25 protein-coding genes and 1 pseudogene are annotated in these 26294 nt (G+C 74.3%); 9 read left to right on the top strand and 17 right to left on the bottom strand.

Annotated elements, in window-relative coordinates:
* Positions 1-112: 112 nt before the first annotated feature.
* Positions 113-763, bottom strand: a complete 651-nt coding sequence (locus V6U89_RS27505; protein ID WP_334575248.1) for a mycothiol-dependent nitroreductase Rv2466c family protein — start codon at positions 761-763, stop codon at positions 113-115.
* Positions 764-1112: 349 nt separating this feature from the next.
* A complete protein-coding gene (locus V6U89_RS27500) occupies positions 1113-1640 on the bottom strand; it encodes a 2'-5' RNA ligase family protein (RefSeq protein ID WP_334575244.1) in 528 nt (175 codons plus the stop codon).
* A 54-nt stretch (positions 1641-1694) separates the two neighbouring features.
* Here V6U89_RS27500 and V6U89_RS27495 point away from each other — a divergent pair, with 54 nt between their 5' ends.
* Positions 1695-2123 carry a nucleoside deaminase gene (locus V6U89_RS27495; protein ID WP_334575240.1) on the top strand — a complete coding sequence of 143 codons (429 nt, stop codon included), beginning with the start codon at positions 1695-1697 and terminating at the stop codon, positions 2121-2123.
* A 64-nt stretch (positions 2124-2187) separates the two neighbouring features.
* Here the strand turns inward: V6U89_RS27495 and V6U89_RS27490 are convergent, their stop codons facing one another.
* Positions 2188-2793 carry a response regulator transcription factor gene (locus V6U89_RS27490; RefSeq protein ID WP_334575235.1) on the bottom strand — a complete coding sequence of 202 codons (606 nt, stop codon included), beginning with the start codon at positions 2791-2793 and terminating at the stop codon, positions 2188-2190.
* Positions 2790-3941, bottom strand: coding sequence for a sensor histidine kinase (locus V6U89_RS27485; protein ID WP_334575230.1), 1152 nt, complete (start codon positions 3939-3941; stop codon positions 2790-2792). Before V6U89_RS27485 ends, V6U89_RS27490 begins: the two co-directional genes overlap by 4 nt.
* Before the next feature lie 183 nt (positions 3942-4124).
* On the opposite strand from V6U89_RS27485, the gene V6U89_RS27480 reads away from it, so the two are divergent.
* Together V6U89_RS27480 and V6U89_RS27475 are read left to right on the top strand one after the other, a co-directional pair.
* On the top strand, positions 4125-4961 hold the full coding sequence (locus V6U89_RS27480) for a hypothetical protein (protein ID WP_334575226.1): 837 nt from the start codon (positions 4125-4127) through the stop codon (positions 4959-4961).
* Positions 4962-5027: 66 nt separating this feature from the next.
* Positions 5028-6782, top strand: a pseudogene (locus V6U89_RS27475) (DEAD/DEAH box helicase); the annotation flags it as partial.
* Positions 6783-6944: 162 nt separating this feature from the next.
* Here V6U89_RS27475 and lon read toward each other — a convergent pair.
* The 5 genes from lon to V6U89_RS27450 all read right to left on the bottom strand — a co-directional run bounded on the left by lon (position 6945) and on the right by V6U89_RS27450 (position 12701).
* Positions 6945-9275 carry an endopeptidase La gene (gene lon / locus V6U89_RS27470; protein WP_334575223.1) on the bottom strand — a complete coding sequence of 777 codons (2331 nt, stop codon included), beginning with the start codon at positions 9273-9275 and terminating at the stop codon, positions 6945-6947.
* A 38-nt stretch (positions 9276-9313) separates the two neighbouring features.
* A complete protein-coding gene (locus tag V6U89_RS27465) occupies positions 9314-9556 on the bottom strand; it encodes a hypothetical protein (protein ID WP_334575220.1) in 243 nt (80 codons plus the stop codon).
* 54 nt (positions 9557-9610) lie between these two features.
* Positions 9611-10939 carry a putative manganese transporter gene (locus V6U89_RS27460; RefSeq protein ID WP_334575216.1) on the bottom strand — a complete coding sequence of 443 codons (1329 nt, stop codon included), beginning with the start codon at positions 10937-10939 and terminating at the stop codon, positions 9611-9613.
* Positions 10940-11007: 68 nt separating this feature from the next.
* On the bottom strand, positions 11008-11877 hold the full coding sequence (locus tag V6U89_RS27455) for a manganese catalase family protein (protein WP_334575212.1): 870 nt from the start codon (positions 11875-11877) through the stop codon (positions 11008-11010).
* 89 nt (positions 11878-11966) lie between these two features.
* Positions 11967-12701, bottom strand: a complete 735-nt coding sequence (locus V6U89_RS27450; RefSeq protein WP_334575208.1) for a sensor histidine kinase — start codon at positions 12699-12701, stop codon at positions 11967-11969.
* 65 nt (positions 12702-12766) lie between these two features.
* Between V6U89_RS27450 and V6U89_RS27445 the strand changes: the two genes are divergently transcribed.
* Positions 12767-13405 (top strand): response regulator transcription factor, encoded by a 639-nt coding sequence (locus V6U89_RS27445; protein WP_334575204.1) that lies wholly within the window; start codon positions 12767-12769, stop codon positions 13403-13405.
* 139 nt (positions 13406-13544) lie between these two features.
* Positions 13545-13892 carry a histone-like nucleoid-structuring protein Lsr2 gene (locus V6U89_RS27440; RefSeq protein ID WP_088964589.1) on the top strand — a complete coding sequence of 116 codons (348 nt, stop codon included), beginning with the start codon at positions 13545-13547 and terminating at the stop codon, positions 13890-13892.
* Between the two features lie 129 nt (positions 13893-14021).
* Here V6U89_RS27440 and V6U89_RS27435 read toward each other — a convergent pair whose 3' ends face one another.
* The 4 genes from V6U89_RS27435 to V6U89_RS27420 form a co-directional block, all read right to left on the bottom strand.
* The gene (locus V6U89_RS27435; protein WP_334575199.1) at positions 14022-14546 is read right to left on the bottom strand and encodes a DinB family protein; all 525 of its coding nucleotides are present in this window, start codon (positions 14544-14546) and stop codon (positions 14022-14024) included.
* A gap of 203 nt (positions 14547-14749) precedes the next feature.
* Entirely contained in the window at positions 14750-16039 is a 1290-nt protein-coding gene (locus V6U89_RS27430) for a hypothetical protein (protein WP_334575196.1), read from the bottom strand.
* A 311-nt stretch (positions 16040-16350) separates the two neighbouring features.
* Positions 16351-17229, bottom strand: coding sequence for a hypothetical protein (locus V6U89_RS27425; protein WP_334575191.1), 879 nt, complete (start codon positions 17227-17229; stop codon positions 16351-16353).
* A gap of 111 nt (positions 17230-17340) precedes the next feature.
* Positions 17341-18180: a phytanoyl-CoA dioxygenase family protein gene (locus V6U89_RS27420; protein WP_334575188.1), complete on the bottom strand. Its 840-nt coding sequence runs from the start codon at positions 18178-18180 to the stop codon at positions 17341-17343.
* Between the two features lie 139 nt (positions 18181-18319).
* Between V6U89_RS27420 and V6U89_RS27415 the strand changes: the two genes are divergently transcribed.
* Positions 18320-19048: a helical backbone metal receptor gene (locus tag V6U89_RS27415; RefSeq protein ID WP_334575184.1), complete on the top strand. Its 729-nt coding sequence runs from the start codon at positions 18320-18322 to the stop codon at positions 19046-19048.
* 30 nt (positions 19049-19078) lie between these two features.
* Here V6U89_RS27415 and V6U89_RS27410 read toward each other — a convergent pair whose 3' ends face one another.
* Positions 19079-19777: a CBS domain-containing protein gene (locus V6U89_RS27410; RefSeq protein WP_334575179.1), complete on the bottom strand. Its 699-nt coding sequence runs from the start codon at positions 19775-19777 to the stop codon at positions 19079-19081.
* Positions 19778-20002: 225 nt separating this feature from the next.
* Here V6U89_RS27410 and V6U89_RS27405 point away from each other — a divergent pair, with 225 nt between their 5' ends.
* Together V6U89_RS27405 and V6U89_RS27400 are read left to right on the top strand one after the other, a co-directional pair.
* Positions 20003-20566 (top strand): hypothetical protein, encoded by a 564-nt coding sequence (locus tag V6U89_RS27405; RefSeq protein ID WP_334575174.1) that lies wholly within the window; start codon positions 20003-20005, stop codon positions 20564-20566.
* Positions 20567-20742: 176 nt separating this feature from the next.
* Positions 20743-21120, top strand: a complete 378-nt coding sequence (locus V6U89_RS27400) for an FKBP-type peptidyl-prolyl cis-trans isomerase (protein ID WP_334575271.1) — start codon at positions 20743-20745, stop codon at positions 21118-21120.
* A 156-nt stretch (positions 21121-21276) separates the two neighbouring features.
* Here V6U89_RS27400 and V6U89_RS27395 read toward each other — a convergent pair whose 3' ends face one another.
* Positions 21277-21645, bottom strand: coding sequence for an STAS domain-containing protein (locus tag V6U89_RS27395; RefSeq protein ID WP_334575169.1), 369 nt, complete (start codon positions 21643-21645; stop codon positions 21277-21279).
* A 173-nt stretch (positions 21646-21818) separates the two neighbouring features.
* Between V6U89_RS27395 and V6U89_RS27390 the strand changes: the two genes are divergently transcribed.
* Complete coding sequence (locus V6U89_RS27390; protein WP_334575163.1) at positions 21819-22844, top strand: SMP-30/gluconolactonase/LRE family protein; 1026 nt, start codon at positions 21819-21821, stop codon at positions 22842-22844.
* Positions 22845-23131: 287 nt separating this feature from the next.
* On the opposite strand, the gene V6U89_RS27385 is transcribed toward V6U89_RS27390, so the two are convergent.
* Entirely contained in the window at positions 23132-24403 is a 1272-nt protein-coding gene (locus V6U89_RS27385; protein WP_334575266.1) for a L,D-transpeptidase, read from the bottom strand.
* A 196-nt stretch (positions 24404-24599) separates the two neighbouring features.
* Entirely contained in the window at positions 24600-26279 is a 1680-nt protein-coding gene (locus tag V6U89_RS27380; RefSeq protein WP_334575158.1) for a right-handed parallel beta-helix repeat-containing protein, read from the bottom strand.
* Positions 26280-26294 lie beyond the last annotated feature (15 nt).

Here is a 26294-nt window from a genome sequence, read left to right as displayed (position 1 = left end):
AGCAGGCGGACAAGTCCGGCCGAAGGCACAAAGGCCAGTCAGACGATGGGTCACGCCCGCTACTGCCAGCTATCAGCTCACCACCACTGAGCCGACCCCGCCATGCTCACAGTCAGTCGAAGGACGGACCGAGGTCGCGGCTGCGCTTGAGCTCGTAGAAGCCGGACGTGCCGGCGACGAGGAGCACCCCGTCCCAGAGGCGACCGGCCGCCTCGCCGCGCGGCGCCGGCGTGACCACCGGGCCGAAGAACGCCACGGTCTCCCCGGCCACCGGGCCCGGGGCGTGGATGACCGGGGTGCCGACGTCCGTGCCGACCGGCTTCATCCCCGCGTCGTGGCTGGCCCGGACCGCGTCGTCGTGCGTGGTGCGCTCCGCCACGGCGGCGAGGGCCGGGTCGAGGCCGGCGTCGGCCAGCGCCGCCCGGTTGAGCGCGTCGCCGAGCGGCTGCCCGCCCGGGTGGATCCGGGTGCCGAAGGCGGTGTAGAGGTCGCGGAGCACGCCCTGTCCGTGGGCCTGGGCGGCGGCGACGCAGATCCGCACCGGCCCCCAGGAGCGGCGGCGCAGTTCGAAGTACTCGTCGGGTCGGTCCCGGTACGGCTCGGGCACGTCGTCGTTGCCCTCGTTGAGCACCGCGAGGCTCATCACGTTGAACCGGACGTCGACCGGGCGGACCCGCTCCACCTCCAGCAGCCAGCGGGAGGTCACCCACGCCCAGGGGCAGACCGGGTCGAACCACATGTCCACGGTTCCGCGGTCGTTCATGCTGATCCCTTCTCCACCGTCGCGGGCCCTTCAGCCCGTCCCTGCGGTGATCCTCCCCCGCCGGGTCGATCGGGCCGGACCCTCGCGGACCGCACGGCGGGTGACGTCGATCACCACGCTCGGTCATCGGCGACCGCGGGCCCGGCCCGCCGTCCGCGCCGTCGCCGAGGGGTACGCGCGCTGCCGCCGGTCGCGGCGGGTGGTCGCCCCATGTCAGCCCAGCGGATCGTGCGGGCCGTCCCGTCCACGGCGAAGCCGGCCGGTTCGGCGGGGTTGTCGAACGGGTGCCAGCGGCCGCCGCCGACGGGTCCGGGCCGGCGGGAGCGCCGTGGGCCACCACCGCCCGGCGTCAGTTTGCCGGGGAGACCCTTCCCAGCGGGCTGACCGTCCGGGTGTCGCCGTCGTAGCTGCGGGCGGCCACGAACTCCCCCGCCGGCCGGTCGACGCAGGCCAGGGCCCGGGCCAGCCGCCGGTCGTTGTCACGGAAGCGCAGCGCGAGACTCAGGTGCGGGATCCACCGCCCCGGTGCGTGCCACGGGTTCTGTCCGTCGGCGTCGGCGAGCACGCCCCAGACGGCGGCGTGCAGGGCGGTCAGCTCGGGGGTGGGGCGGACCAGCCAGGCCAGCGGGGCGCTGCCGTCGAGCACCTCGACCCGGTCGAGGCGGACCGGCAGGGGCAGCGCGGCGTCGAAGAGGTCGGCGAGGCGTTCGGCGGCGCCGGGCGGGAACGCGTCCACCGAGGCGATGGTCAGGTGCGGCCGGTTGGTGGGGTGGGTGTTGCGGGCCAGGCTGGGCAGTCCGGCGGCGGCGAGCCGGTCCCAGGCGGCACGCACCGCCTGCTCCAGGGGCGGCGAGCAGAGCAGTTCGACGGTACGCACGCCCGCCAGGCTAATCGGCGTGTGGCGGCCGTTTCGGCGGGGAACCCGGCCGGGATGAGCGTGCTGACGGGGGCCGACGAACGACACCTGCGCCGCGCGATCGAGCTGGCCGGCACGGCCCGAGCGGCCGGGGACGGCCCGTTCGGGTCGCTGCTGGTCGCCGCCGACGGGCGGGTGCTGGCCGAGGAGGTCAACACCGAGCGGACCGACGACGACATCACCGCGCACCCGGAGTTGAAGCTGGCTCGCTGGGCGGCCCGGCGACTGGCCGCCGACGAGGCGGGCCGCGCCACCATGTACACCAGCTGCCAGCCGTGCGGGATGTGCGCGGGCGCCATCCAACGCTCCGGGCTGGGCCGGGTGGTCTACGCGCTCAGCGCCGAGCAGCTGGCCGGGCTGCGACCGGCGGACGCGGCGCCGCCGGTGGCGTACGCCGGACCGGCGCTGTTCGACGAGGCGCGCACACCGGTCGAGCCGGCCTAGAGCTGGTGCCGAAGTCCTCGGTCGAGCCGCCAGCCGCGTCCCCCACCTCTCCGGACAGAACCGTCTAGAGCCAGCCGGCCTCGCGGGCGATCCGCACCGCCTCGGCCCGGTCGGCCGCGCCGAGCTTCTGCACGCTCGCGGACAGGTGGTTGCGGACCGTTCCGGCGGCCAGCCCGGTACGCCGGGCGATCACCGCGACCGGGGCGCCGTACTCGGCCAGCCGCAACGTCTCCAGCTCCCGTGGGGTCAGCGGGCAGGGCGGCAGGGTGAGCGCGTCGGCGGCCAGCGCCGGGTCGACGTACCGGGAGCCGGCGTGGACCCGGCGGATCACGTCGGCGAGCGCGCCGCCCGGGGCGCCCTTGGGCAGGAAGCCGCGAGCCCCGGCGGTGAGCGCCTGCCGCAGGTGGCCGGGGCGGCCGTGCCCGGTGAGGATCACCACCGCGCACGAGGGCAGGGCGCGGCCCAGTTCCGCCGCGAGTTCGATCCCGCCCGGCGCCGGCATCTCCAGGTCGACCACGGCGACGTCCGGCCGGTGCGCCCGCGCCGCGTCGAGCGCGGTACGCCCGTCGGCGGCCTGCGCCACCACCTCGAGGTCGTCCTCCAGACCGAGCAGGGCGGCGAGGGCCTGCCGGATCAGCTCCTCGTCGTCGGCGAGCAGGACCCGGATCACGCGGTCACCGGCACGGTCGCCCGGAGGGTGAAGACCCCGCCCCCCCGGTCGGTACGCAACCCGCCACCGACCGCCGCCAGCCGCTCGGTCAGGCCGCGCAGCCCGTGGCTGTGCCGGTCCGGCCCGGCATCCGCGCCGACCCCGTCGTTGCGCACCGTCATCGTGGCCACGTCGCCCTCCCGGGTGATCTCGATCCGGCACCAACCGGCCCGGCTGTGCCGCAGCACGTTGGTGCCCGCCTCGCGCAGCACCGCGGCCAGCTCGGCGGCGGCGCCCGTCGGCAGGTCGGCCGGCGGCGGCACGGCATCGCACCGCACCCCGCAGGAGCGCAGCACCTCGGCCACCGCGGCGAGCTGTTCGGCGAGGTCGACCGTCCGGTAGCCGTGCACCGCCGCGCGGACCCGGTGCAGCGCCGTGCCGGCGAGCCGCTGCACCTCGGCGGCCTCCCGGCCGGCCCGGTCGGCATCGACCGGGGCGAGCCGGGCGGCCAGTTCGGCCTTCAGCGCGATGACCGTCAGGTCGTGCCCGAGCAGGTCATGCACGTCCCGGGCGAAGCGCAGCCGCTCCTCGGCGGCGGCGAGCCGGGCCCGGGCCCCCTGCCCCTGGCGGGCCTCGACGAGCAGGTCCCAGAACCAGACCTGCACCCGGTTGACGGCGGCGGTCCCGCCGCCGACCAGGCCGGTGACGAGCAGCGTGGTGCCGAGCGCGCCGCCGGTCCAGACGGCCACGCCCAGCGCGACCGCCACGGTGGACGCGGCGGCGGCCAGCGCGGCGACCGGCCGCAGCAGCAGCGGCGTCATGCCGATCAGCGAGGCACCGAGCCAGGCCCAGGTCGGCCAGGCGCCGGCCGCCACCGGGCCGACCAGCGGCACGCTGAGCGCCGCGACGACGGCGAACGCGACCTCGGCCCGGCGACGCCACCGCTGGTGCAGCCAGGGGGTGACCGCCGCGTGCAGCACCGCGGCCTGCGCGAGGGCGAACGCGACCACGCCCACCGCGCCGCACGCCAGCCGGACCGGGTCGGGCTCGCGAACCAGGCCGATCCCAGGCAGCAGCAGGCTGGTCCAGAGGCTGGTGGCCAGCGACCCGAGGGTCACAACACGGGCCCGGCGCAGCCGCCGGTCCGTCCCCGCCGCGCCGGTCGTCATGTCCGCCGATCCTAGGGCGTGTCTCCCGGATCTCGTCGTGCCGAGACGAGGCCCGGGCGACGATCCGGCCAAGGTGCGCCCGCCACCCCTGCGGAACGTCACGGTCCGGCCGTGCGCCCCGCACGGGTTTTCCGTGACACTCGCGCCTGTCGCCCGGGCGCCGGTCGGCGGCAGGGTCGAGGCATGTCCGAGACGCTCGCCGAACCCTCGTCCCCGCCGACCCCCACCGACCGCCCCGGCCGCCGCCTGCCGCGGCACCTGGTCGAGATGACCGTCGCCATGGTGGTCGGGATGCTGCTGCTCGGTCCGCTCTGGCGGACGGCCGGCGCCGCGCTGGGCCTCGCCGGCACGCTGGCCCGGCCCGAGGTCGCCGCCCTGGTGATGGCGACCGACATGTCGATCGGGATGGCCGCGTGGATGTGGCACCGCGGCCACCCGGCGCGCGCCACCGCCGAGATGGTCGCCGCCATGTACCTGCCGTTCCTGCTGCTGGTGGTGCCCTTCGCCGCCGGGCTGGTCGGCGCGGACGCGCTGATGCTCGGCGGGCACCTGCTCATGGTCCCGGCGATGGTGCTGGTGGCCGTGCGGCACCGGCACGAGCACCCGGCGCCGCCGCCCCGGCACCCGGTGGTCGCCGCGCTGGTGCGCCGCTGGCCGACCTGGCTGGCGCTGCTGATGACGGTCGACAACTGGGTCTCCCCCATGGTCCCGCCGCCGGCGGCGCTGCTCGTGCTGCCGGCCGGCTACCTGCTGATCGGCACCGCCCGCCGGCAGTGGCGCACCCCCGGCACGCTGCCGGTGCAGCTCGCCGGCCTGGCCGGCTGGACCGCGCTGGCCGGGCTCGCGGCGGTCGCCGACGACGGCCCGGCGCGCTGGCTGGTGGCCGCCGGCTGGCTCGGGCACGCCGCCTGGGACATCGCGCACCACCGGGCCGGTCGGGTGGTGCCGCGCGGGTACGCCGAGTGGTGCGCCGTCCTCGACACCGTCGTCGGGATCACCGTGGTGCTGACCATCCTCTGAGTGGCTTGCACGACGGTTGTGCCGGTCGCCGGAGCGGACCGGGGCCGGTGATGAAAAGCTTTGCCCATGAGTTCCGCACCCGCACCGAACGACCCGACCAACCCTGACAGCACCGACGAGGCGACCGCCTTCGCGGATCTCGGGCTGCGCACCGAACTGCTCGGCGCGCTCTCGGCCCTCGGCTACGAGGAGCCCACCCCGATCCAGCGGGAGGCGATCCCGCCGCTGCTGGCCGGTCAGGACCTGCTCGGTCAGGCGGCGACCGGCACGGGCAAGACGGCCGCGTTCGCGCTGCCGCTACTGCAGCGGATGCCGGACGGGCGCCGCGGCGGCGACCCGGTGTCGCTGGTGCTGGTGCCCACCCGGGAGCTGGCGGTGCAGGTGTCGGAGGCGTTCCACCGCTACGGCAAGGACCTGGGCACCCGGGTGCTGCCGATCTACGGCGGCCAGCCGATCGGCCGGCAGCTGCGGGCGCTGGACGCCGGCGTGGACGTGGTGGTGGCCACCCCGGGCCGGGCCCTGGACCACATCGCCCGGGGCACCCTGCGCCTGGGTGAGCTGGCCACGGTGGTACTGGACGAGGCGGACGAGATGCTCGACATGGGCTTCGCCGAGGACATCGAGGCGATCCTGGAGCACGCCCCGGCGCAGCGGCAGACGGTGCTCTTCTCGGCCACCATGCCGTCCCGGATCGACGGGATGGCCCGCCAGCACCTGACCGACCCGGTACGCATCCAGATCGGCCGGGAGCAGCCGGTCGCCGGCGAGGCGCCCCGGGTGCGGCAGAGCGCGTACATCGTGGCCCGGGGGCACAAGCCGGCCGCGCTGGGCCGGGTGCTCGACGTGGAGTCGCCCACCGCGGCGATCGTCTTCTGCCGCAGCCGCGAGGAGGTGGACCGGCTCACCGAGACGATGAACGGCCGGGGCTACCGGGCCGAGGCGCTGCACGGCGGGATGAGCCAGGAGCAGCGCGACCGGGTGATGGGTCGACTGCGGTCGAGCACCGCCGACCTGCTGGTCGCCACCGACGTGGCCGCCCGCGGTCTGGACGTGGAGCAGCTCACCCACGTGGTGAACTACGACGTGCCGTCGGCGCCGGAGTCGTACGTGCACCGGATCGGCCGGGTGGGCCGGGCCGGGCGCGAGGGCGTGGCGATCACCCTCGCCGAGCCGCGCGAGCACCGGATGCTCAAGACCATCGAGCGGGTAACCGGGCAGCGGATCCACATCGACAAGATCCCGACGGTGGCCGACCTGCGGACCCGCCGGCTGGAGCTGACCCAGGCCGCGCTGCGCGAGTCGCTGCTGGAGGACGACCTGGACCCGTTCCGGGTGATCGTGGAGACGCTCAGCGACGAGTTCGACCTGATGGAGGTCGCGCTGGCGGCGGTGAAGCTGGCCCACGAGGCGGCCGGGCCGACCAGCGAGGACGAGGAGGAGATCCCGCAGGTCGCGGTCCGGGCGCCGCGGGAGGGCCGGCCGGAGACCGGGGGCCGGGGTGAGCGGCGTGGCGGCGCCCGGCCGCGCACCGGCGGCACCACGCAGGTCTTCATCGGGCTGGGCCGGCGCGCCGGCGTCCGGCCGCAGGACCTGGTGGGGGCGATCACCGGGGAGACCGGGCTGAACGGTCGGGACATCGGTTCGATCGAGATCGCGGACCGGTTCTCGCTGGTGGAGATCCCGATCGGCGTCGCCGACGACGTGATCGCGGGCCTGCGCGGCAGCACCATCAAGGGCCGCAAGGCCACCGTACGGCGGGATCGTGACGGCGGCGAGGGCGGCGGCGAGCGCCGCTTCGACGGCGGTGACCGGCGCGAGCGCCGCGACTTCGGCGGCGAGCGCCGCGACCGGGACTTCGGCGGCGAGCGCCGCGACCGGGACTTCGGCGGCGAGCGCCGCCGCGACCGGCACTGAGGTACGCCGAGGCCCCCGGTCGGTCGGACCGGGGGCCTCGTCGTGTCCCGCCGCCTCAGGCGGCGCCGGTCAGGCGGCGGCGAGCGCCGGGCCGGTGAGGGTGTCGGCGTCGGCCGGGCGCAGCGCCAGGGCGAGCACGTCGGCGACGTCGGCGAGGGTGTGCACGGTCAGCGCCTCGCGGACCTCGGCGGGCAGGTCGTCCAGGTCCGGCTCGTTGCGGGCCGGGATGATCACCTCGGTCAGGCCGGCCCGGTGGGCGGCGAGCAGCTTCTGCTTCACGCCGCCGATGGGCAGCACCCGGCCGGAGAGGGTCACCTCGCCGGTCATCCCGAACTCGGGCCGCACCGGCCGGCCGGTCACCAGGGACGCCAGCGCGGTGACCATGGTGATGCCGGCGCTGGGGCCGTCCTTGGGCACCGCGCCCGCCGGCACGTGCAGGTGGATCCGCCGCCCGGCGAGGGCGTTCGGGTCCAGCCCGTACCGGCGCCCGTTGGAGCGCAGGTACGACCAGGCGATGTGCGCGGACTCCTTCATCACGTCGCCGAGCTGGCCGGTGAGGGTCAGCCCCGGCTCGCCCTCCATGCTGGTCGCCTCGATGAAGAGCACGTCCCCACCGGCGCCGGTGACCGCCAGGCCGGTGGCCACGCCGGGCACCGCCGTGCGCTCGGCCGACTCCGGGGTGAACTTCGGCCGGCCCAGGTAGCGGGCCAGGTTGCCGGTGTCCACCCGGACCGGGGCCGGGTCGCCTGACAGCTCGACGGCGACCTTGCGCAGAATCTTCGCCAGGGCGCGTTCGAGCTGCCGTACGCCAGCCTCCCGGGTGTGCTCCCCCGCGATTCGGGCGAGGGCCGCGTCGGCCACGGTGACCTCGTCGGCGGTCAGGCCGGCCCGCTCCCGCTGCCGGGGCAGCAGGTGGTCCCGGGCGATGGCCACCTTCTCGTCCTCGGTGTAGCCGTCCAGGGTGACCAGCTCCATCCGGTCCAGCAGCGGGCCGGGGATGGTCTCCACCACGTTGGCGGTGGCCAGGAAGAGCACGTCGGACAGGTCGAGGTCGACCTCCAGGTAGTGGTCCCGGAAGGTGTGGTTCTGCGCCGGGTCGAGCACCTCCAGCAGCGCGGCGGCGGGGTCGCCCGCGTAGCCGGCGGCCAGCTTGTCGACCTCGTCGAGGAGCACCACCGGGTTCATCGAGCCGGCCTCCCGCAGCGCGCGGACGATCCGGCCGGGCAGCGCGCCGACGTAGGTGCGCCGGTGACCGCGGATCTCCGCCTCGTCGCGGACGCCGCCGAGCGACACCCGGACGAAGTTGCGCCCGAGCGCCCGGGCAATCGACTCGCCGAGGCTGGTCTTGCCGACGCCGGGCGGGCCGGCGAGGGCGAGGACCGCGCCGGAGCCACGACCGCCGACCACGCCGAGGTTGCGCTCGGCGCGCCGGTTGCGCACCGCCAGGTACTCCAGGATGCGGTCCTTCACGTCGGCCAGGCCGGCGTGGTCGGCGTCGAGCACGGCGCGGGCCGCGGCCAGGTCGGTGTTGTCCTGGGTACGCGTGCTCCACGGCATCTCCAGCACCGTGTCGAGCCAGGTCCGGATCCAGCCCGCCTCCGGGGAGGCGTCGCTGGCCCGCTCCAGCTTGCCGACCTCGCGCAGCGCCGCCTCGCGTACCTTCTCGGGCAGCTCGGCGGTCTCGACCCGGGCCCGGTAGTCGGCGGAGCCGTCGGGCTCGTCCTCGCCCAGCTCCTTGCGGATGGCGGCGAGCTGCTGGCGGAGCAGGAACTCCCGCTGGGACTTCTCCAGCCCCTCGCGGACGTCACTGTTGATCCGCTCGGTGACCTCCTGCTCGGCCAGGTGGTCCTTTACCCAGCCGACGAGCAGTTCCAGCCGGGCGACGACGTCCGGCGCGGCGAGCAGTTCGGTCTTCTGCGCCAGGGTGAGCCAGGGCGCGTAGCCGGCCGCGTCGGCCAGCTCGGAGACGTCGGTCATCCGCTCCATGGCGTCGATGACCTGCCAGGCGCCGCGCTGCTGGAGGACCGAGGTCATCAGCGCGCGGTACTCGCGGGCGAGTTCCCGGGCCCGGCCGGCCGGGGCGGGTTCGTCGAGTTCGGTCGCCTCGACCCAGAGGGCGGCGCCGGGTCCGGGCACGCCGGAGCCGATCCGGGCCCGGGCGAGGCCGCGGATCACGGCGGCGGGCTCGCCGTCGGGCAGCCGGCCCACCTTCTCGATGGTGGCGATCGTGCCGACGGAGCCGTACTCGCCGTCGATGCGGGGCACGGCGAGCAGCTGCTTGTCGCCGGTGGCGCGGGCCGCGTCGACCGCGGCCTGGGTGGTCGGGTCGAGGGTCACCGGGATGACCATGCCGGGCAGCAGGACGGCGTCGGTCAGCGGAAGTACCGGAAGAGTTGCCATCGAACACCTGCTATCGCGTTGAGTTGAGCGTGTCAGGCTCAAGTCACAAAGCGTTCCCCTTGTTCCTGGGTGTGACCCAGGCCACCCCGCCGGGCGGGGCGGGACGGGAGCAGGTCGCGGGGCCGCCCACCGGCGAGGGCGACGGCCACCGGCACGGCGAGGCCGGTCAGCGCCAGCGCGGCGACGGTCGGGGCGGGCAGGCCGGACAGCAGCGCGACGGCGGCCAGGCCGACGAGGACGACGCACTTGCGCCGGGCCGCGCGGACGGAGCGAGGTGACACGGTGGCCTCCTTCGGACGGCTGGTCGGGGCGGGTCGACGCCCGCCCCGGCCGGGTCAGAGCAGGACGAGCAGGGCGGCACCGACCGCCGCCGCCGGAATGGTGGTGATCACGGTGGCCAACGCGGCCGAGTGCCGGCGCAGTGCGGCGAGCGGGATCAGGGCGTCCCCGTCCTGGCTGATGGCGTTCGCCACCAGGGTCGGCAACGGCAGCCCGCCGCCGACGTAGAGGCCGGTGAAGACGATCTGGACGGCACACCCGGGGATCAGCCCGATGGCCGCGCCGACGAGCACGCCGAGCAGGCCGGTCAGCGCCAACTGCGAGCCGTCGAACCCGGTGACGGTGGTGACCACCTGCCAGCCGAGGTACGCCACCGCCACCCAGACGGTGACGAAGGACGCCTCGTGCGCGCTGTGCCGCAACGTCTCGCGCAGCGACTGCGGGTACGCCGTCTCCAGGCTGTCGTCGGCCAACCGCCCCCGCCCGGCGGCGAAGATCAGCACCGCGACCAGCGTGCCGAGCACCCCCAGCGCCAGGTACGGGTCGACCCCGCCGAGCGCGCGGGTCAGCACGGTCGGGTCGACCAGCTGGAACACCACCGGCACCGACACCGCGAACGCCGGCGTGGTCAGCCCCCAGAACGCGGTGGCCGGGTCGCGCCGGCGCAGCCCGTCGAACAGCCCCACCCGACCGGCGGCCGTGCCGCCCGATCGCGGACCGGCGCAGCCGCCCGGGCCGACCGGCACCGCCGCGACCGAACCCACCGGCTGCGCCGGAACCGCATCGACCGGCCCTGCCGGGGCCGCGCCGACCGCGGCTGCCGGGGCCACACCGACCGGCACCGCCGGGGCCGCACCGGCCAGGACCGCCGGGGCGGCGCCGGTGGACGCGGCCGGCACGGCGCGGCCGACCGGGGCGGGGACGACGACGCGGGTGGACGGCCTCCCGGCGGCCACGACCACGGCCGCGATGCCGGGGCGGGTGCGCCGGCGGGCCGGGTCGATGCCGAGCGCGTCGACGACGTACCCGGTGACCAGCCCCACCGCGAAGAGCAACATGTGGATCTTGAAGGCGAAGAGCGGATTCCAGGCCAGCACCACCCAGGACGAGTCCCCCATGGTGGCGGCCAGCGCGGCCACCACCGTGCCGAAGGAGACCTTGCCCCGGGCGTACAGCGGCATCAGCACGATCGCGCCGCCACAGCCGGGGCTGACCCCGAGCAGCGCGCCGACCAACGGGCCGAGCCGGGGGCGGTGGGTCAGCCCGTCGGTGATCCGGTCCCCGTACCGCCAGCGCAGCCAGCCGAAGAGCGCCACCATGACGGCGACGTACACACCCACCTGCATGAAGGCGTCCGCCAACGGACGCACGACGAGTTCGGTCACAGCGCACCTCCTGCGCCTACGGGGGTGCCGCCGGGCCGTCCACGCGGGGACGGCCCGGAGCGGCGACCTCAGGTGAGCTTGCTCTTGACCTTGGTGGCAATGCCGCCGGCGACGCCCGGGTTGGTGCCGTACAGGCGCGGGTCGCCCGGTGCCAGCACCGGCTCCGGGGCGTGGGCCCGCGGGCTGTGGTCGTAGCGGAACTCACCCTTGCCGTCGGGCGTCGGCCCGGAGGCCCACCGCCCCTCAGCGGCGTCGGTGCCCGGCGAGAAGTCCAGGTAGGTGTAACTGAACTGCTCGGTGAACTCCTTGGAGTCGGGGAAGGCGTCCGGGACCGGCATCTCCTCCAGCCCGTCCTCCTTGAGCTGCTCGATCGCCGCCATCCACATGTTCTGGTGCATGGTGTCCCGGGCCAGCAGGAAGCGCAGCATCTGCTTGACGCCCGGGTCGTCGGTCATGTGGAACAGCCGGGAGACCTGGAGCCGGCCCTGCGCCTCGGCGGTGACGTTGAGCTGGAAGTCGGCCATCAGGTTGCCGCTGGCGGTGATGAACGCCGCGTTCCACGGCACGCCGTTGCTGTCCGTCGGCAGGGCGCCGCCGCCGCCGTGGATGAAGTGCGCCGGGTTCGACCCGCCGTAGATCGCCCCGACCATCGGGTTGTCGTCGGCCGCCTCCTGCAGCGACAGCGGCGCGTTCTCCAGCAGCCGCGTGATCATCGTGGCGATCATCTCGACGTGGCCCATCTCCTCGGTGCCCACGTCCAACAGCAGGTCCTTGTACTTGCCGGGCAGCCGGCAGTTCCAGCCCTGGTAGAGGTACTGGTTGGCGACCGTCATCTCGCCCCACTTGCCGCCCAGGATCTCCTGGAGCCGGCGGGCGAACGCGGCGTCGGGGCCGTCCGGCTTGGCCTCGAACTGCAGGTCCTTGATGTGGCTGAACACTATTTTTTCCTCCTCGGTGCGGTCGGGGTGACACCGAGCGGGGTTCCCGCCGCGCCGACCCGTCGGGGCCATCCGGCGGCCCCGGGGGGTCAACCCGGTTGGCGGCCGTCCCGGGGCAGCAGCACCTCCACCCCGACCCCGCGCGGACGCAGCCGGTGCGCCCGCACCGACCCGCCGTCGGCGGCGACCAGCTGGCGCGTGATCCACAGGCCGAGTCCGTGCATCCCGCCGCCGGGGGTGGGCCGGCGCAGTGCCTCGGCGAGACCGTCGGTCGACCGGCCCTGGTCGGTGACGAGGATGCTCAGCCCGGCCGGGCGCACCGCGGCGTAGAGCCCGACCTGCCCGCCGGCCGGTCCGTGCCGCAGCGCGTTCTGCACCAGGTTCACCAGCACCTGGCGGGTCCCTCGCGCCGGCACGGGACATTCGCCGGCCCGGCGGGTGACCCGGGTACGCAGCCGGTGCGGCGGGACGAGGGCGGCCGCCACGGGCAGGAGGTCGGCCAGCGGCGCGTCCGACTCCCGGCGGACGGCCGGGGCCAGCGCGCCACCGCCGGCGGTGACCGCGCGCAGCAGTCCGTCGAGGTGTGCGGCCTGCTGGCGGGCCAGCTCGCTGATCGCCCGGCGTTCCTCCTCGGCCAGCCGCCCGGTGTCCTCGGCGAGCGCCCGGGTGAGCGAGGCCAGCGAGCTGACCGGGCTCCGCAGCTCGTGGCAGAGCACCCGCAGCACCAGCCCCGGGTCGTCGGGTTCGCCGACGGATCCCCCGTGGTCGGGACCGGTGGGCCGCCCCCGCCGCACCAGCGCCCTGCTTCCGTGTCGCGCGCGCACCCGCCCAACTCCCCTCTATCTACACAAATCCGCATGATCCGTACCCGTTCGGGAAGGAAACACGCATGCTCGACGCCCCCATCCGGATGGTCGTCGTTGACGACCATCCGCTCTTCGTCCGCGGCCTGGAGTTGCTGCTGCCCGCCAGCACCGACGGACGCGCCCGGATCGTCGACTCCACCGGCGACGCCTCCGCCGCCGCCTCGCTGGTCGGTCGCACCCAGCCCGACCTCGCCCTGGTCGACCTGCACATGCCGCCACCCGGCGGGATCCGCGCGATCGCCGCCATCCGCCGCACCACCCCGCGGGTACGGGTGGTGGCGATGTCCGGCGGGGACGACCCGGCGCCCGCGCTGGAGGCGCTGCGCGCCGGGGCGGAGGGGTTCCTGCCCAAGAGCAGCGAGCCGGAGGAACTGCTCCCCCCGATCATGGCCGTCCTCGACGGCTGGGCGGTGCTGCCCGGTCCCCTGCTGCGTGGCCTGCTCCGGCCGGTCCGCAGCAGTTCGGTCGACCTGGACTCCGAGGAGCGGCGGCTACTGCGGTCCATCGCGGCCGGTCGCAGCACGGTGGAGATCGCCGAGCAGTTGCACGTCTCGGAGCGGACGGTGAAACGGATGACCGCCGCACTGCTGCGCAAGCTGCGGGTGTCCAGCCGCGCCGAGGCCGCCGCGCTGGCCGGACACGCCGGACTGCTCACCGACTGACGCCGCCCGCCCATTGGCCGCGCGGATTTTCCACGATTGGCGCGACTCGTCAAATGAAAGCGACGCATATTGTTGCGGATTAGCCGGCCGATACGTCAAACTCTTGACCACACCCCGCCCGACACAGGGAGCAATGGCGATGGCAAGGAAAGTAATCACCGTTCTGAGCGACGACCTGGACGGCGGAAAGGCCGACCGGACCGTCGAGTTCAGCCTGGACGGGGTGGCGTACACCATCGACCTCTCCGACGAGAACGCGGGGGTGCTGCGCAAAGCGCTCGACCCGTACATCAGCGCTGGCAGGCGAATGGGGCGGGGCAACGTGGACGCCGGCCGCCCGGTCCGCCGCCCGGCCCGCGCCGCCGTCTCGGGAATGGACCGGGAGCAGAACCGGGCCATCCGGGAATGGGCCGCCAAGAACGGCTACGAGATTTCCGAGCGCGGCCGCATCCCGGTCAACGTCGTGGAGGCGTGGAAGAACCGCTGACCGGCATCGCCGGGGCATCACGATCCGCCGCGCAGGGGTCACGCTGAGAAATCAGCGTGACCCCTACGCTTTTCGCCGCGTTCACAATTTCCACCCGGTGGTGCGGCCCGGTCGGTGCGCGCCGGCCGGTCACTCGCCGGTGACCCCGTCGAGCAACTGCCGGGCCACGTCGAGCTGACCCAGGTGTCGGGCGTACTCCTGGAGCAGGTGGAACAGGATCCGGCCCAACGACGGCGCGTCGGCGGCGGCAGGGAACCGGCCGCCGAGCGCGGCCCGCCGCGACAGCGGCACCCCGGCGACGAGCCGACGGGTGTGCGCCACCTCCGCCCGGTACGCCCGCCACACCTGCTCCGTCGACAGGGCGTCCACCCGCCACTCGGCGTCGTCCTCGCCCGGCGGGCACGCAGCGACCTGCTCCGCGGCGAAACCCCAGCGGATCCAGCGCCGCTCCACCCAGCCCAGATGCCGCACCAGCCCGAGCGGCGCCCAGCCGAGCCCGTCGACGGGCCCGCGCAGCTGCTCCTCCGACAGGCCGGCGGTCTTGCGCACCAGCGCCTCCCGGTACCAGTCGAGATAGCCGACCAGCAGCTCCCGGGGGTCGTCGACGTGGTTGCCCGGACCGTCGAGCAGGACCGGGAAACGGGCGTCCGACATCCACCGACCCTACGGCCGGGCCGTACCCCTCGCCACGGTCACGATCGGCCGGTGACCGGGCCGCCGGCAACATGGCCGCCGGCCCGGCCCGGCGACACCGGTACACCCCGCTACCCGCCGGCCGGTGGCGACGCTGGTTCGAAAATACGGCCGCGGGCCGCCCGGATCTCTCCGGACGGCCCGCGACGGTGTCGTACGACGGGTCAGTTGACCTCGATCCGCACCACGTCGAAGGCGGGGGTCTGGTTGGCCCGCTCCATCATCGGCACCCGGTGCGAGCCGTCACCGGCCCAGACCGCGCACTGCGCCGTGCCCGACTGCGGCAGGCCCGGGACCTGGATGGCCACCTCGTCGGCCTCGTTGCCGCCGCGACCGTCCTCGGTGGCGACGAAGAACGCCGGCACGTCCTGCGGGTTCGACGGCGCCTCGTCGGTGCTCTGCAGCATCCGGCAGGCGGTGTGGAAGTGACCGCGGGTCAGCCCCTGGTCGTTGAGGACCGAGCTCTCCAGGTAGTAGCCGCCCTGGCCGGCGGCGAGGAACCGGTCGCGGATGAGGTTGCGGGTGGAGACCCGCAGCGCGAACGCCTGGTTGCGCTGCACCTGCTCCGGGAAGTCGGTGATCAGCAGGGACGGGTTGTTGGCGGCCGCGCCGACCTCGCCGAAGGCGGTGCTCACGCAGCGGTTGCCGTTCTGGAAACCGTCGTGCGGCTGGAGGTCGCTGTTGGTGCAGTCCTTGGCCAGCACGCCGAGATTGTTTCCGCCGTTGTTGTTTCCGCCGCCGTTCTGGCCGCCGTTCTGACCACCATTGGTCGGGGCGGCGGTCGGAGCACCGGTCTGACCGCCGTTCTGGCCGCCATTGGCGCCGCCGTTGTTGTTGTTCGCGGCGACGGTGCATTTGGCGAGCTGGTCCAGGCCCTGCGGGCGCGGACCCACCCGATCGATGGCGGTCGTGATCCGGTTCAACGTCGCGCGCCGCTTGTCCTCCAGCGGACGCAGGATGGCGTTGTTGATGAACGTCTGCCCGTTGCGACCCTCGGCGGCCAGCCGCCGGTCGGCCTCGGCGATCTGGGTCTGCAGCAGCGCGAGGTTCCGGTCGACCTCGGCCCGGGCGCGGTCCGGGACCCGGGGGAGCTTGCCGGCGACGTCCGGGCAGACCACGCCGGAGGCGACGGTGTTCACCGGTGCGTTGCCGTCCTTGACGGCCTGGCACTCGGCGACGGACATCTGGCCGTCGCCCCAGTGGTTGCGCACCCAGCGGCCGTTCTGCCACGTCTGCGTGGTGCTGCCGCGACCGCTCGGCGAGGTGGCGCCGGGACTCGGCGCCACGCAGGCGGACGAGACGTTGCGGGTCGTCGTCCGCCGGTTCTCGTGGGCCGACGAGATCTGGGTCACCGCGGCGATACCGCCGAAGACCGCGAGCGCGCCGACCGCCGCCAGCAGCCGCTTGCTCCGCGCGTTACCGGATGACCGGCGCGCCCCTGTGGACCTGCGCATCGAATTGCTCTCCTTCTCGATCCGGTACCTGACTGGTGACCCGTCGGGCGAACGGAATTCGGGGTGGGACGCCCGTCGGGATCACTGCGACGTTCCGGTCGCGCGTCGATGGCCGACGATGCCCTTTCCGCACCGTCCGCCGCGTCGGGTGGCGCGGCTGGGAAGATCTGTGTCCATTCGCGCTTAGGTACGGAGCGCCGTGGGCGATGGTTCAACGCGGATCGAGGAATTCGGAACGGGCGGGCGACGACGGCCCGATCGGGTTCTGCGACAGACGCGGAGTCACCGCGCGGCGACGCTGCGGTCGGGTGTCAGTCGACGCAGAGGTGGTCGAAGGCGAAGCCGCCGACCAGTTCGTCCCGGCGGGCGCGCAGCCCTCGGATCTCCTGCCGCAGCTCGGCCCGGTCCACCAGCGGCGGTTCGTCGGCCTCCAGCGCCCGCAGCCGGTCCCCCACCGCGACGGTGGCCAGGTCCTCGGCCAGCCGGGCGGCGTCCACCCCGCACCAGAAGCGGTGCTCGCGGACGGTCACCCGCTCGACCAGGCAGCGACCGGGCCGCACCTCGACCCAGCTCCAGCCCTCGGCCGCCCCGTCCTGCCACCGCACGTGCAGCCCGCGCACGATGGGGTCGGCCAGCCGCCGGGACACGTACGCGTCGACGACGGCGGCGCGGGTCAGCGCCCCGAGGTCGTTGACCGGGCCGGTGCGGCCGTCGGGCAGCCGACCGACGATGTCGCGGAAGGCCACCGCGCCGTCGTACCCGTCGCCGTCCTGGCCGGCGGACGGGCCGGCGTACGCGCGAGCGTCGATGACGTACCCGACGATCCGCGGACCGTGGGTGGCGGACCGCAAGGTCGGCGACTCGATCCGCAGCACGGGCAGGTCAACCGCGGCGCAGACGGCGTCGCGCATCCGCTCGGCGCGCTGCCGGGCCGAGCCGGGCGGCGCCGGCGCGCCGAGCACGACGGCGAAGAGCGGCCGACCGGTGTCGGCGGTGCAGACGACGTGGTCGAACTCCTCGCGGGTCGCCGAACTCCACTGGTGCCCGGTGATGCCCTCCGGGCGCCGGGTCACCAGGTCGCCGAGCCGGCGACCGGCGTGGACCACCTGACCGGCCCGGACGGGCAGCGCGGCACCGTCGAGCGGCAGCGGCCGCAGCCGGGAACCGTCGTCGGTGGCGGTACGCGTCATGGTGGTGCCGGATCCTCACGTGGTCGGTCGACCGGCCGAGTCTAGGGCGTCGATCCTGCTCGTCGCCTCGCCGGTGCGGTCAGATCCGGGTCCCCGGTGCGCCCGGGTGGCTCAGGCCTCCCCCATCACCAGGCCCTCGATGGTGTGCTTCTGCCGGATCGGGGTGAGCCGCTCCACCACCGGGCACGGCAGGTGGGCGCGGGCCAGCCCGGGCAGCCCGTCCCAGTACCCCCGGGTGACCGCCATGTCGTGCCGCTCGGCGTTGCCGGCGCCGGGGGCGTCCACGCCGAGCACCAGCACCGGCCGGGCCAGCGTCGAGACGTTCGGGGTGCCCCGGTGCACGGTCAGCGCCGAGCGGGCCGAGATGTCGCCGCGCCGCGGGTACTTGCGCACCGCCCGTTGCGCGTAGCGGGGGTAACGCTCCTTCGGCGGGAACATCCCGTGGTCGAAGTCGGCGCCGTCGTCCCACTGGGTGCCGGGGGCGATCTCGAACGGGCCCATCTCCTCGACCGTGTCCACGGTGGTCAGATTGAACGCGAGCGAGGTGAGTCGCCGTTGGCGTCGGGTCTCCTCCGGCATCGGGAAGTCCCGGTGCCAGGGCTGCATGGCGGCCCCCGGAAACGGGATGTCGAAGCCGAGCTCGACGATCTCGTAGTCGGGGCCGAGCACCGCGCGGCAGACCGCCATCACCCAGGGGTGGGTGACCAGGTCGGCGAAGCCGCGCAGCTGTTCGGGGTGGATCTCGACGTACCAGCGGTTCGGGCCGCGGCCGACCGCGCCGTCCGGGCGGGAGCGGGCCTCCCGGAAGGCCGCGTCGATGTCCGCGCCGACCTGGTCGACCCAGTCGACGGCGAACGCGCCCCGGCAGGCGGTGATGCCGTCGCGGTAGAGGTCGCCGAGCGCCTCCACCGGGGTCTCGTCCAGGGTGGTCGGGGTGGGGTGGGCGGTCATCGGTCCTCCTCGGGATGCCGGACCACCCGAGTATTACAACGTTGTAGAAGACCGGCAAGGGGGCCGGCCCGACCGGACCGGCCACCCCGGGGACGATGGGTCGGACCGGCGCGGTCCGCGCCGGGGAGGGAGGTACGTCGTGCGGGTGGTCTCGCTGGTGCCGTCGCTGACCGAGGCCGTGGCGGTGACCGTGCCGGAGGTGCTGGTCGGCGCGACCGACTGGTGCACGCACCCCGCCGGGCTCGACGTGGCACGGGTGGGCGGCAGCAAGTACCCGGACCTGGACCGGGTGCTCGCCCTGCGCCCGGACCTGGTGCTGCTCAACGTGGAGGAGAACCGGCGTGCCGACGCCGACGCGCTGGTCGCGGCCGGGGTGCCGGTCCGGGTCACCTATCCGCGTACCGTGCCGCAGGCGCTGACCGAGCTGGCCGACCTGCTCGCCGCGCTCGGCGTGACCGCCGAACCGGACTGGCTCGCCGCCGCCCGCCGCGCCTGGGCCGCCCCGGCCACGCCGCCGGTGCCGCGCCGGGCCGTCGTACCGGTGTGGCGCCGGCCCTGGGTGGTGCTCGGCGGCGACACCTTCGCCGGGGACGTGCTGCGCCGGCTCGGGGTGGCGAACCTGTACGCCGACGACGCCGAGCGGTACCCGCGCCCGGACCTCGACGGGCTGCGGGCCCGGGAACCCGACCTGGTCGTGCTCCCCGACGAGCCGTACGCGTTCACCGCCGACGACGGCCCGGAGGCGTTCGCCGGCACCCCCTGCGCGCTGGTCTCCGGCCGCCACCTCACCTGGTACGGCCCGTCGCTGGCGGAGGCGCCCGGGCTGCTGGCCGCCCAGCTCGCCGACCCGGTGACCCACCTGGCCTGACCCCGGGGCCGCCGCCCCGGGGGCGGCGGTTCAGGCGACCGGGGTGACCCGGCCCGGGGGCAGCTCGACCAGGACGGTGTCGTCCACGTCGTACCCGATGGTGTCGATCACCCGGACCACGCCGCTGACCTGCCCGGCGAGCCGGACCGCGAGGTAGGCGGCGCTGCGCCGGTCGAGCCGGCCGTCCAGAATCACCTCACCGTCGCGGACCCGCACGGTGACCAGCCCGTCCCGTACGGCGAGCACCCGCCGCAACACCTCCTGCACCACGTCCTCGCGGATCTCCGCGTCGCTGCGCAGGTGCACCCGGAGCAGGTCGCTGCGGGTCACGATGCCGACCAGTCGGCCGAGGTCGTCGAGCACGGGCAGCCGCTTGACGACCTCCTGGTCCATCAGCCGGGCCGCGGCCGGCAACGACGACTCCGGGTACGTGGTGACCGCCGGGGCGGTCATCAGCTCCTTCGCCACCAGCGCGTCGGCCTTCTCCCGCGCCACCCGCCGGCGCCGGCCCTCGAAGACGCGGCGCTGGTCCGGGTTGCCCGCCCGCTCCACCTTGTGCAGCAGGTCGGCCTCGGACACCACGCCGAGCACCCGCCGGAACCCGTCCACCACCGGCACCGCGCTGACTCCTCGTCGGATCAGCACGTCGACGATGTCCCGGTACGGGGTCTCCTCCCCCACCGTCGCGACGTTTCGGGTCATCACGTCGCCCACCTGCCACGTCCTCATCACGACCTCCTCGGCTGGTCTTCATCCGCACGGTACGGCGGCGCCGACCAGCGGGGGCAGAGGCGGTGGACCGGGTCGGCCGGGGGCCGAAGGTCCCGCCGGCGGGGCCGAGTCGGGGGTCCAAGGTCCCGGTCCGGGACGGCCCGACCGGCCCTGCCCGGGACCGCCGCGCGGCGGTGCAATGAATGTGCCACCGGAAAGCGCGGTGCCAGGCAGAGAAGGGACGTGGACACCATGACCGCGACGATCGAGCGGAACGCCACCGCCGCCACCACCATCGCTACGGCGGCCGAGACCCCCCGTGAGCGCGCCGCCCGGTTCGTCTGGGCCGGCACCCGGATCGCCCTCGGCTGGATCTTCCTCTGGGCGTTCCTGGACAAGACCATCGGCCTCGGCCACGAGACCGCGGCGAAGAACGCCTGGATCAACGGCGGCAGCCCGACCAAGGGGTTCCTCACCTTCGGCGCGGCCGGTCCGTTCCAGGGCATCTACCAGGACATCGCCGGCGCGACCTGGGCAGACTGGCTGTTCATGGCCGGTCTCGCCGGGATCGGCGTGGCGCTGCTGCTCGGCATCGGGATGCGACTGGCCGCCACGACCGGCGCGCTGCTGATGGTGCTCATGTGGACCGCCGTCCTGCCTCCCGAGAACAACCTCTTCATGGACGACCACCTGATCTACGCCGCGGTACTCGCCGGTCTGGCCCTGGTGGGCGCGGGCAACACCCTCGGCCTCGGTCGGGTCTGGGCGAACCTCCCCGTCGTCCGGAAGTACGGCTGGCTGAAGTGACCGCACCGACCCGGCAGGGGCGCCACCGACCGGTGGCGCCCCTGCCGTCGTGTCCCGGTCCACCGCCGCGCCGGCGCGCCGTCCGCGGGACTGCCGGGGATCGGTGGGTCGCGATCCGGCAGGATCGGAACCGACCGGACGATCGAGCCAGAACGGCAGGAGATCAGCAGATGAACATGCCCCAGGCAGGCAAGCCCGAGATCGGCCCGATCGAGGGCGCGCCCCCGGCCGACCTCGTCATCGAGGACATCACCGTGGGCGACGGCCCGGAGGCCCGGCCCGGCCAGCTCGCCAACGTCCACTACGTCGGGGTGTCGCACTCCACCGGGCGCGAGTTCGACGCGTCCTGGAACCGGGGCGAGGCGTTCGAGTTCCCGCTCGGCGGCGGCCAGGTCATCGCCGGCTGGGACCAGGGCGTGGTGGGCATGAAGGTCGGCGGCCGTCGCAAGCTGACCATCCCGCCGCACCTGGGCTACGGCAGCCGTGGCGCCGGGGGCGTCATCAAGCCGAACGAGACCCTGGTCTTCGTCGTCGACCTGCTCGGCGTCCGCTGACCGGAGGCGGGGTCGTCGGCGCCGTGCCGGCGGCCCCGCGCCATCGGCGTGCACGGGCGGTGACGTGCCGGCGGCGGCGCGCCATCGCGGCCGGTGCCGTGGCGGCGGCCCCCGCCATCGGGCGCGGGGGCGGTGACGTGCCGGCGGCGGCGCGCCTCAGGCGCAGGCGACCAGCTCGCCGCGGGGGCAGGGCGCAGTGGGCAGACTCTGCACGACGGGAACGACCCGGTGCAGGCCGGTGGCCCGCAGCACCCGGGCGACCACCGGATCCGGATCGGCCAGCACGAGCTCGCCGCCCCGGGCCCGCACCCGCAGGTGCGCGGCGACCAGCGCGCGGACCCCGGCGGCGGAGAGCAGCCGGACCCCGGAGAGGTCGACCCGCAGCACCGGCCGCGCCGGCGCGGCCCACAGCGCGGCACGCAGCACACCGACCGAGGCGACGTCGACCTCGCCGACCACTCGCACCCCGACCACGTCGTCACCCACGCTGAGCTGCACGTGGAGCCGATCACCCCGCTGTCCCATACGGACGAATCTAGCCCCGGCCACCGACATTTCCGCCGTCCGACGGACCGAATCCGGGTACGCCCAGGGTCGCCCCCGGGGGAGTCCCCGATCCGCCTCAGGGACGATGCGCCGCCGGCACGACACGCCTCGGTGGGGCGACGGGACCGGGATCGGCGGGTGACAATGACCCGATGGTCGTCCCGCGCCAGCGCCCCCGCCCGCCCCGCCTGATCCGGCCCGTCCGCGAGCCGGCCACCGTCCCGCCCCCGCTGACCGGGGTGTGGGCGGCCACCGACCGACGGCTCGACGCGGTCGAGCTGCTGCCCCTGCCGCCCGGCGCGCACGGGCCGGAGGACGTGCTGGTAGACCCGGACGGGCGGGTGATCAGCGGCGACGAGGACGGCCGGCTCTGGTGGTGGCCCGCCGACGCGCCCGCCGGCACCGCGCCCCGGCTGCTCGCCGAGACCGGCGGGCGACCGCTCGGCATCGAGCTCGACCCGCGCGACGGCAGCCTGGTGGTCTGCGACGCGTACCGGGGGTTGCTGCGGGTCACCCCCGACGGCGCGGTGCGCGAGCTGACCGGCAGCGCGCCGCCGGTGAACCTGGCCGACAACGCCACGGTGGCCCGCGACGGCACGGTCTACTTCACCGACTCCTCCGACCGCTACCCACTCTCCCACTGGAAGCACGACCTGCTGGAACACCGCCCCAACGGGCGGGTGCTGGCGTACGACCCGCGCTCGGGGCGCACCGAGGTGGTGACCGACGGGCTCTACTTCCCCAACGGCATCGCGCTGACCCCGGACGAGTCGGCGCTGATGCTGGTGGAGACCAGCACTCACCGGCTGGTGCGGGTGGCCCTGCCCGACGGGGCGGTCACCGTGCTCACCGACCTGCCGGCGTACCCGGACAACCTCACGGCGGTCGGCGACGGGACGTACTGGATCGCGTTGCCCAGCCCCCGGCTGCCGGTCGTCGAGCGGCTGCTGCCGCACCCCCGGCTGCGCCAGTTGGTGGCGCTGCTGCCCGACGCAGTCCGACCGCAGCCGCAGAAGTACGGGCTGGTCGCCCTCGTCGACGGCGAGGGGACGGTGCTGCGCACGCTGCACGGCCCCGACGGCGCCTACTGGATGATCACCGGGGTCCGGCAGCACGGCGACCGGCTCTGGCTGGGCAGCCTGATCGGCACCGCCATCGCCCGCGTCGATCTCACCTGACGTCCGCCTCACCGGCCCTGGCCGTCGCCTCCCTTGCCGGCGCGCGTACGGCAGGGGGCTCGGGAACGCTACGGATCTGATGACGCCGACGACTCACGGGCGCACCGATGAGTCGTTGGCGACATCAGATCCGTAGCGGCTGTAGGGAGCCCTCGGAGGGAGGAGGCCACCGAAGCTGGCGGGTGCCCACCTCGACCGAGCAGCGGCCCCGAGCCCGCCGGGGCCGACGCACGACCGGCCCGTCGTGCGGCAGGCCGGTCGTACCCCGGTCGTTCCTCCCCCTGGTCTCAGCCGCCGCTGGCCGACGGCGCGGGTGCGGGCGACGATCCCCCCGCCACCGCCCCCGGGTGCCCCGGGCTCAGCGTGGGCGCCGGCTTCAAGCCGGGCGGCACGGGCAGCGCGCTGCCCTTGGCGAACTCGTCCCAGCTGACGTTCCAGGCGGTGAAGCCGTTGCCCTGGTCCAACTGCACCTCGGTGCCCTTGATGGTCACCAGGTCACCAACCTTGGTGATGCCCATCAGCCAGTCCGCCGCCGTGGCCGACACGTTGGTGCAGCCGTGCGAGACGTTGATGTTGCCCTGATCGCCCTCCGACCACGGTGCGGCGTGGATGAACTCGCCGCCCCAGGTGAGCCGCTGGGCGTCCTCGACGTCAACCACGTAAGGGTCGGCCGAACCCCGGGTGTCGAACGTGGTGAAGTCGTGCTTCTCCATGATCACCATCTTGCCGCTCGAGGTCGGGGTGCTCGGCTTGCCCATACTCACCGGGATCTTGCGGACCAGCTTGCCGTCCTGGAGGACCGACATCTGCTTGGTGGCGTTGTCGATCTCGAGGGCCACCTGCCGGCCGATCTTGGAGGTGGACCGGTGGTCCTCGTCACCGATGAACTCCTTGCCGATCGGGAGACCCGCCAGTCCCGACCGCACGCTGATCTTCGTGCCGGGCTTCCAGAAATCCGGCGCCCGGTATTCGACCTGCTTGCCGTCCGCCATCCATGACCAGGTACCCGGCTGCGGCGGGTCGGTCTTCACGAACAATCGCCGTTGCACGACTGCCCGGTCCTCTTTGGGAATTGGCGGATCAAATGCGACGGTCACCGGCATCGCGGTGCCGTACGTCTGATTTCCGGTGAAATACAGCGTGCTCTTTATCGCCTGTCTGGTCGATTTGGGCGACGTGGTGAAGGTCGTCCGCCCGACGGCGGTCCGCCCCTTCTTCCCGGTGGCGGTCACCTCCGCGGTGTAGGTCCGGCCGTTCTCCAGCGGGGCGCTCGGCACCCAGCTCGACCCGTCCTCGCGCGGCTCCCCCGCGACCTGCTTTCCCTTGTCGTCGGTGAGCTTGACGCCGGTGACCTTCCCGTGGCTCACGCTCGTCCCGACCTCCGCGCTGACCGGGACGTCCTTCGCCCGGTCGGCGGGGGTCACCGTGACCGCGGGGTCCGCGGCCCTGCCCAGCGCCGAGCCGGCGGCCTCCTTCCGGTCCGCCGTGCACCCGCCGAGGATCAACGGTGTGGCTGCGATGGTCACCGCCAATAGCGTCAGTCGCCGCCTCACATCCATATTCAGCCCCCCGTTTCCATTTCCCTTGGCCACATTCTGTACGGCGCTTCTCGGGCCGCGACGCACTTTCGCGGGAAATTCTCGGAAACGGATGGGCTTTTGGTCGCCGGTGTGCACGGCCGCGAATTCGCGGCCCGGCCGTCCCGGATCGGGAAGCCTGGGTGGTCCGTGTCCCCGGCGTACCGACTCGGGTCGTTCAGTCCCAGTCCTGGTCGCCGTGGTTGCGGTCCCACCGACCGCCGACCGGCGGGGTGTCCAACCGGGTGGCGCTCTCGGCGTTGCCGGCGAGGTCGTTGTCCTCGACCCGGCAGGCCACACAACTGCCCCGCTCGGTGATCCACAGCCCGTGGGACTGGGTGCGCGGGTCGTGGTTGTCCCAGACGCGGTTGCCCCGGATCGTCGCCGAGTCGAACGGCGCGTTGATGGTGATCCCGGCCCGGGTACCCGGCGCGGCGGGCAGCTCGTACGCCGTCCCGGGCAGCGGCGTGTCACCGCTCCAGGCGCTGTAGGCGTCCGGGCGTACCGGGGCGAGGGTGAGTTCGGCGGCGGTGTTGGCGGCCACCACGGCCACCCGATCGCCCACCCGCAGCACCTTGCCCCGGTGCCCGTCCGGCGGCCAGTTCGCCGAGCGGTCCACCAGCGCCTTGTCGCTGTACCGGACCGTCTCGCCGCCGCCGGCGCAGGCGCCGGCGCACTGCCGCCCGTTGTTGCGGACCCGGTTGTTGAGCAGCGTCGTGTCGGTCATCGGGCGGTCGACACGAATCCCGTCCAGGCCGTTGCCCCAGAACTCGTTGCTCTCGATCACCACGTCGATCGCCGGGTCCTGGTAGCCCCGGCCCAGGTTGTGCTCGTGGTAGCCGTACGCGCCGTTGCCGCTGATCCGGTTGCCCCGCACCGTGTACGGACCGGGGGTGTTGCCCATGCTGATCCCGTCGCGGACGTTGCCGTCGATCACGCAGTCGGTCAGCAGCCCACCCCGGCCGGCCACCCCCGCGGTGCCGTTGGCCGAGACGTCGAAGCCCGCCTCCAGGTTGCCGGTCATCGTGCAGCCGGTGACGATCAGCCCGTCGGCGCCCCAGTCGGAGATGCCGAACCGGTTGCCCTGGCTGTGGCAGCCGACGATCCGGTAGCCGCGCGGCGGCGGCCAGTAGTCCTTCTGCAACTCCAGGAAGATGCCGTTGGTGCCGTTGCCCAGCGCGGTGCAGTTGGCGATGGTGAGCCGCTCGACGGTGCCCCAACCGCCGATGCCGATGCCGATGCCGGCCCCGCCCATCTCCTCGCCGTTGTCCAGCCGGCCGCAGCCGACCACCACCACGCCGTCGATGTTGCCGTCCTGCAGGAAGTCGCAGCCGAGCCCGCTCGCCGCGGTGTGGTGGATGTAGAGGTTGCGGAACACCCCGCGCACCACGTACTGCAGGCCCAACCCCTTGGCCAGGTAGTTGTACTCGGCCATGGCCACGCCGGAGCCGTCGATCTCGAAGTCGGCGAAGGTGCAGTCGGCGAGGTGCCGGTCCCGGTCCGCGCCGTGCTGCAGGGTGGTCCAGAAGGCCAGCGGCGTCGGGTCCGACCGGTTGCCCTCGTTGCTGAGCAGGAACCGGGTCGCCGCCGAGCCGGCCCCGATCAGCGACACCCCGCTGCGCCACACCGTGCCGGCGTCGCGGATCGAGTAGATCCCCGGTGGGCAGTAGATCACCCGGGCCCGCCCGTCGGCGGCGTACCCGTCGCCGAGCCGGTCCACCAGGGCGGCCAGCGCCGGCTGGTCGTTGGTCACCCCGTCACCGGTCAGCCCGTACTCGTGCGCGTCGCACCACAACGGCGCACCGGCGACGGACGGGCGCCGGTCCCGCACGGTGGTGGGCAGAGCCTGGTACGGCACGACTGCTCCTCTCGG

Origin of the sequence: Micromonospora sp. CPCC 206171 (assembly GCF_036906755.1) — a bacterium.
Classification (GTDB): domain Bacteria; phylum Actinomycetota; class Actinomycetes; order Mycobacteriales; family Micromonosporaceae; genus Micromonospora; species Micromonospora purpureochromogenes.
The sequence above is the reverse complement of the archived record's forward strand: the minus strand, read 5'-3'. Positions and strand labels throughout refer to the sequence as shown.

Bases quoted from the DNA above. Each gene is read 5' to 3' on its own strand.
- V6U89_RS27505 (WP_334575248.1), bottom strand. From the start codon at position 763: ATGAACGACCGCGGAACCGTGGACATGTGGTTCGACCCGGTCTGCCCC.
- V6U89_RS27495 (WP_334575240.1), top strand. From the start codon at position 1,695: ATGAGCGTGCTGACGGGGGCCGACGAACGACACCTGCGCCGCGCGATC.
- V6U89_RS27485 (WP_334575230.1), bottom strand. From the start codon at position 3,941: ATGACGACCGGCGCGGCGGGGACGGACCGGCGGCTGCGCCGGGCCCGT.
- V6U89_RS27480 (WP_334575226.1), top strand. From the start codon at position 4,125: ATGTCCGAGACGCTCGCCGAACCCTCGTCCCCGCCGACCCCCACCGAC.
- lon (WP_334575223.1), bottom strand. From the start codon at position 9,275: ATGGCAACTCTTCCGGTACTTCCGCTGACCGACGCCGTCCTGCTGCCC.
- V6U89_RS27445 (WP_334575204.1), top strand. From the start codon at position 12,767: ATGCTCGACGCCCCCATCCGGATGGTCGTCGTTGACGACCATCCGCTC.
- V6U89_RS27440 (WP_088964589.1), top strand. From the start codon at position 13,545: ATGGCAAGGAAAGTAATCACCGTTCTGAGCGACGACCTGGACGGCGGA.
- V6U89_RS27435 (WP_334575199.1), bottom strand. From the start codon at position 14,546: ATGTCGGACGCCCGTTTCCCGGTCCTGCTCGACGGTCCGGGCAACCAC.
- V6U89_RS27430 (WP_334575196.1), bottom strand. From the start codon at position 16,039: ATGCGCAGGTCCACAGGGGCGCGCCGGTCATCCGGTAACGCGCGGAGC.
- V6U89_RS27425 (WP_334575191.1), bottom strand. From the start codon at position 17,229: ATGACGCGTACCGCCACCGACGACGGTTCCCGGCTGCGGCCGCTGCCG.
- V6U89_RS27420 (WP_334575188.1), bottom strand. From the start codon at position 18,180: ATGACCGCCCACCCCACCCCGACCACCCTGGACGAGACCCCGGTGGAG.
- V6U89_RS27410 (WP_334575179.1), bottom strand. From the start codon at position 19,777: ATGAGGACGTGGCAGGTGGGCGACGTGATGACCCGAAACGTCGCGACG.
- V6U89_RS27400 (WP_334575271.1), top strand. From the start codon at position 20,743: ATGCCCCAGGCAGGCAAGCCCGAGATCGGCCCGATCGAGGGCGCGCCC.
- V6U89_RS27395 (WP_334575169.1), bottom strand. From the start codon at position 21,645: ATGGGACAGCGGGGTGATCGGCTCCACGTGCAGCTCAGCGTGGGTGAC.
- V6U89_RS27390 (WP_334575163.1), top strand. From the start codon at position 21,819: ATGGTCGTCCCGCGCCAGCGCCCCCGCCCGCCCCGCCTGATCCGGCCC.
- V6U89_RS27385 (WP_334575266.1), bottom strand. From the start codon at position 24,403: ATGGATGTGAGGCGGCGACTGACGCTATTGGCGGTGACCATCGCAGCC.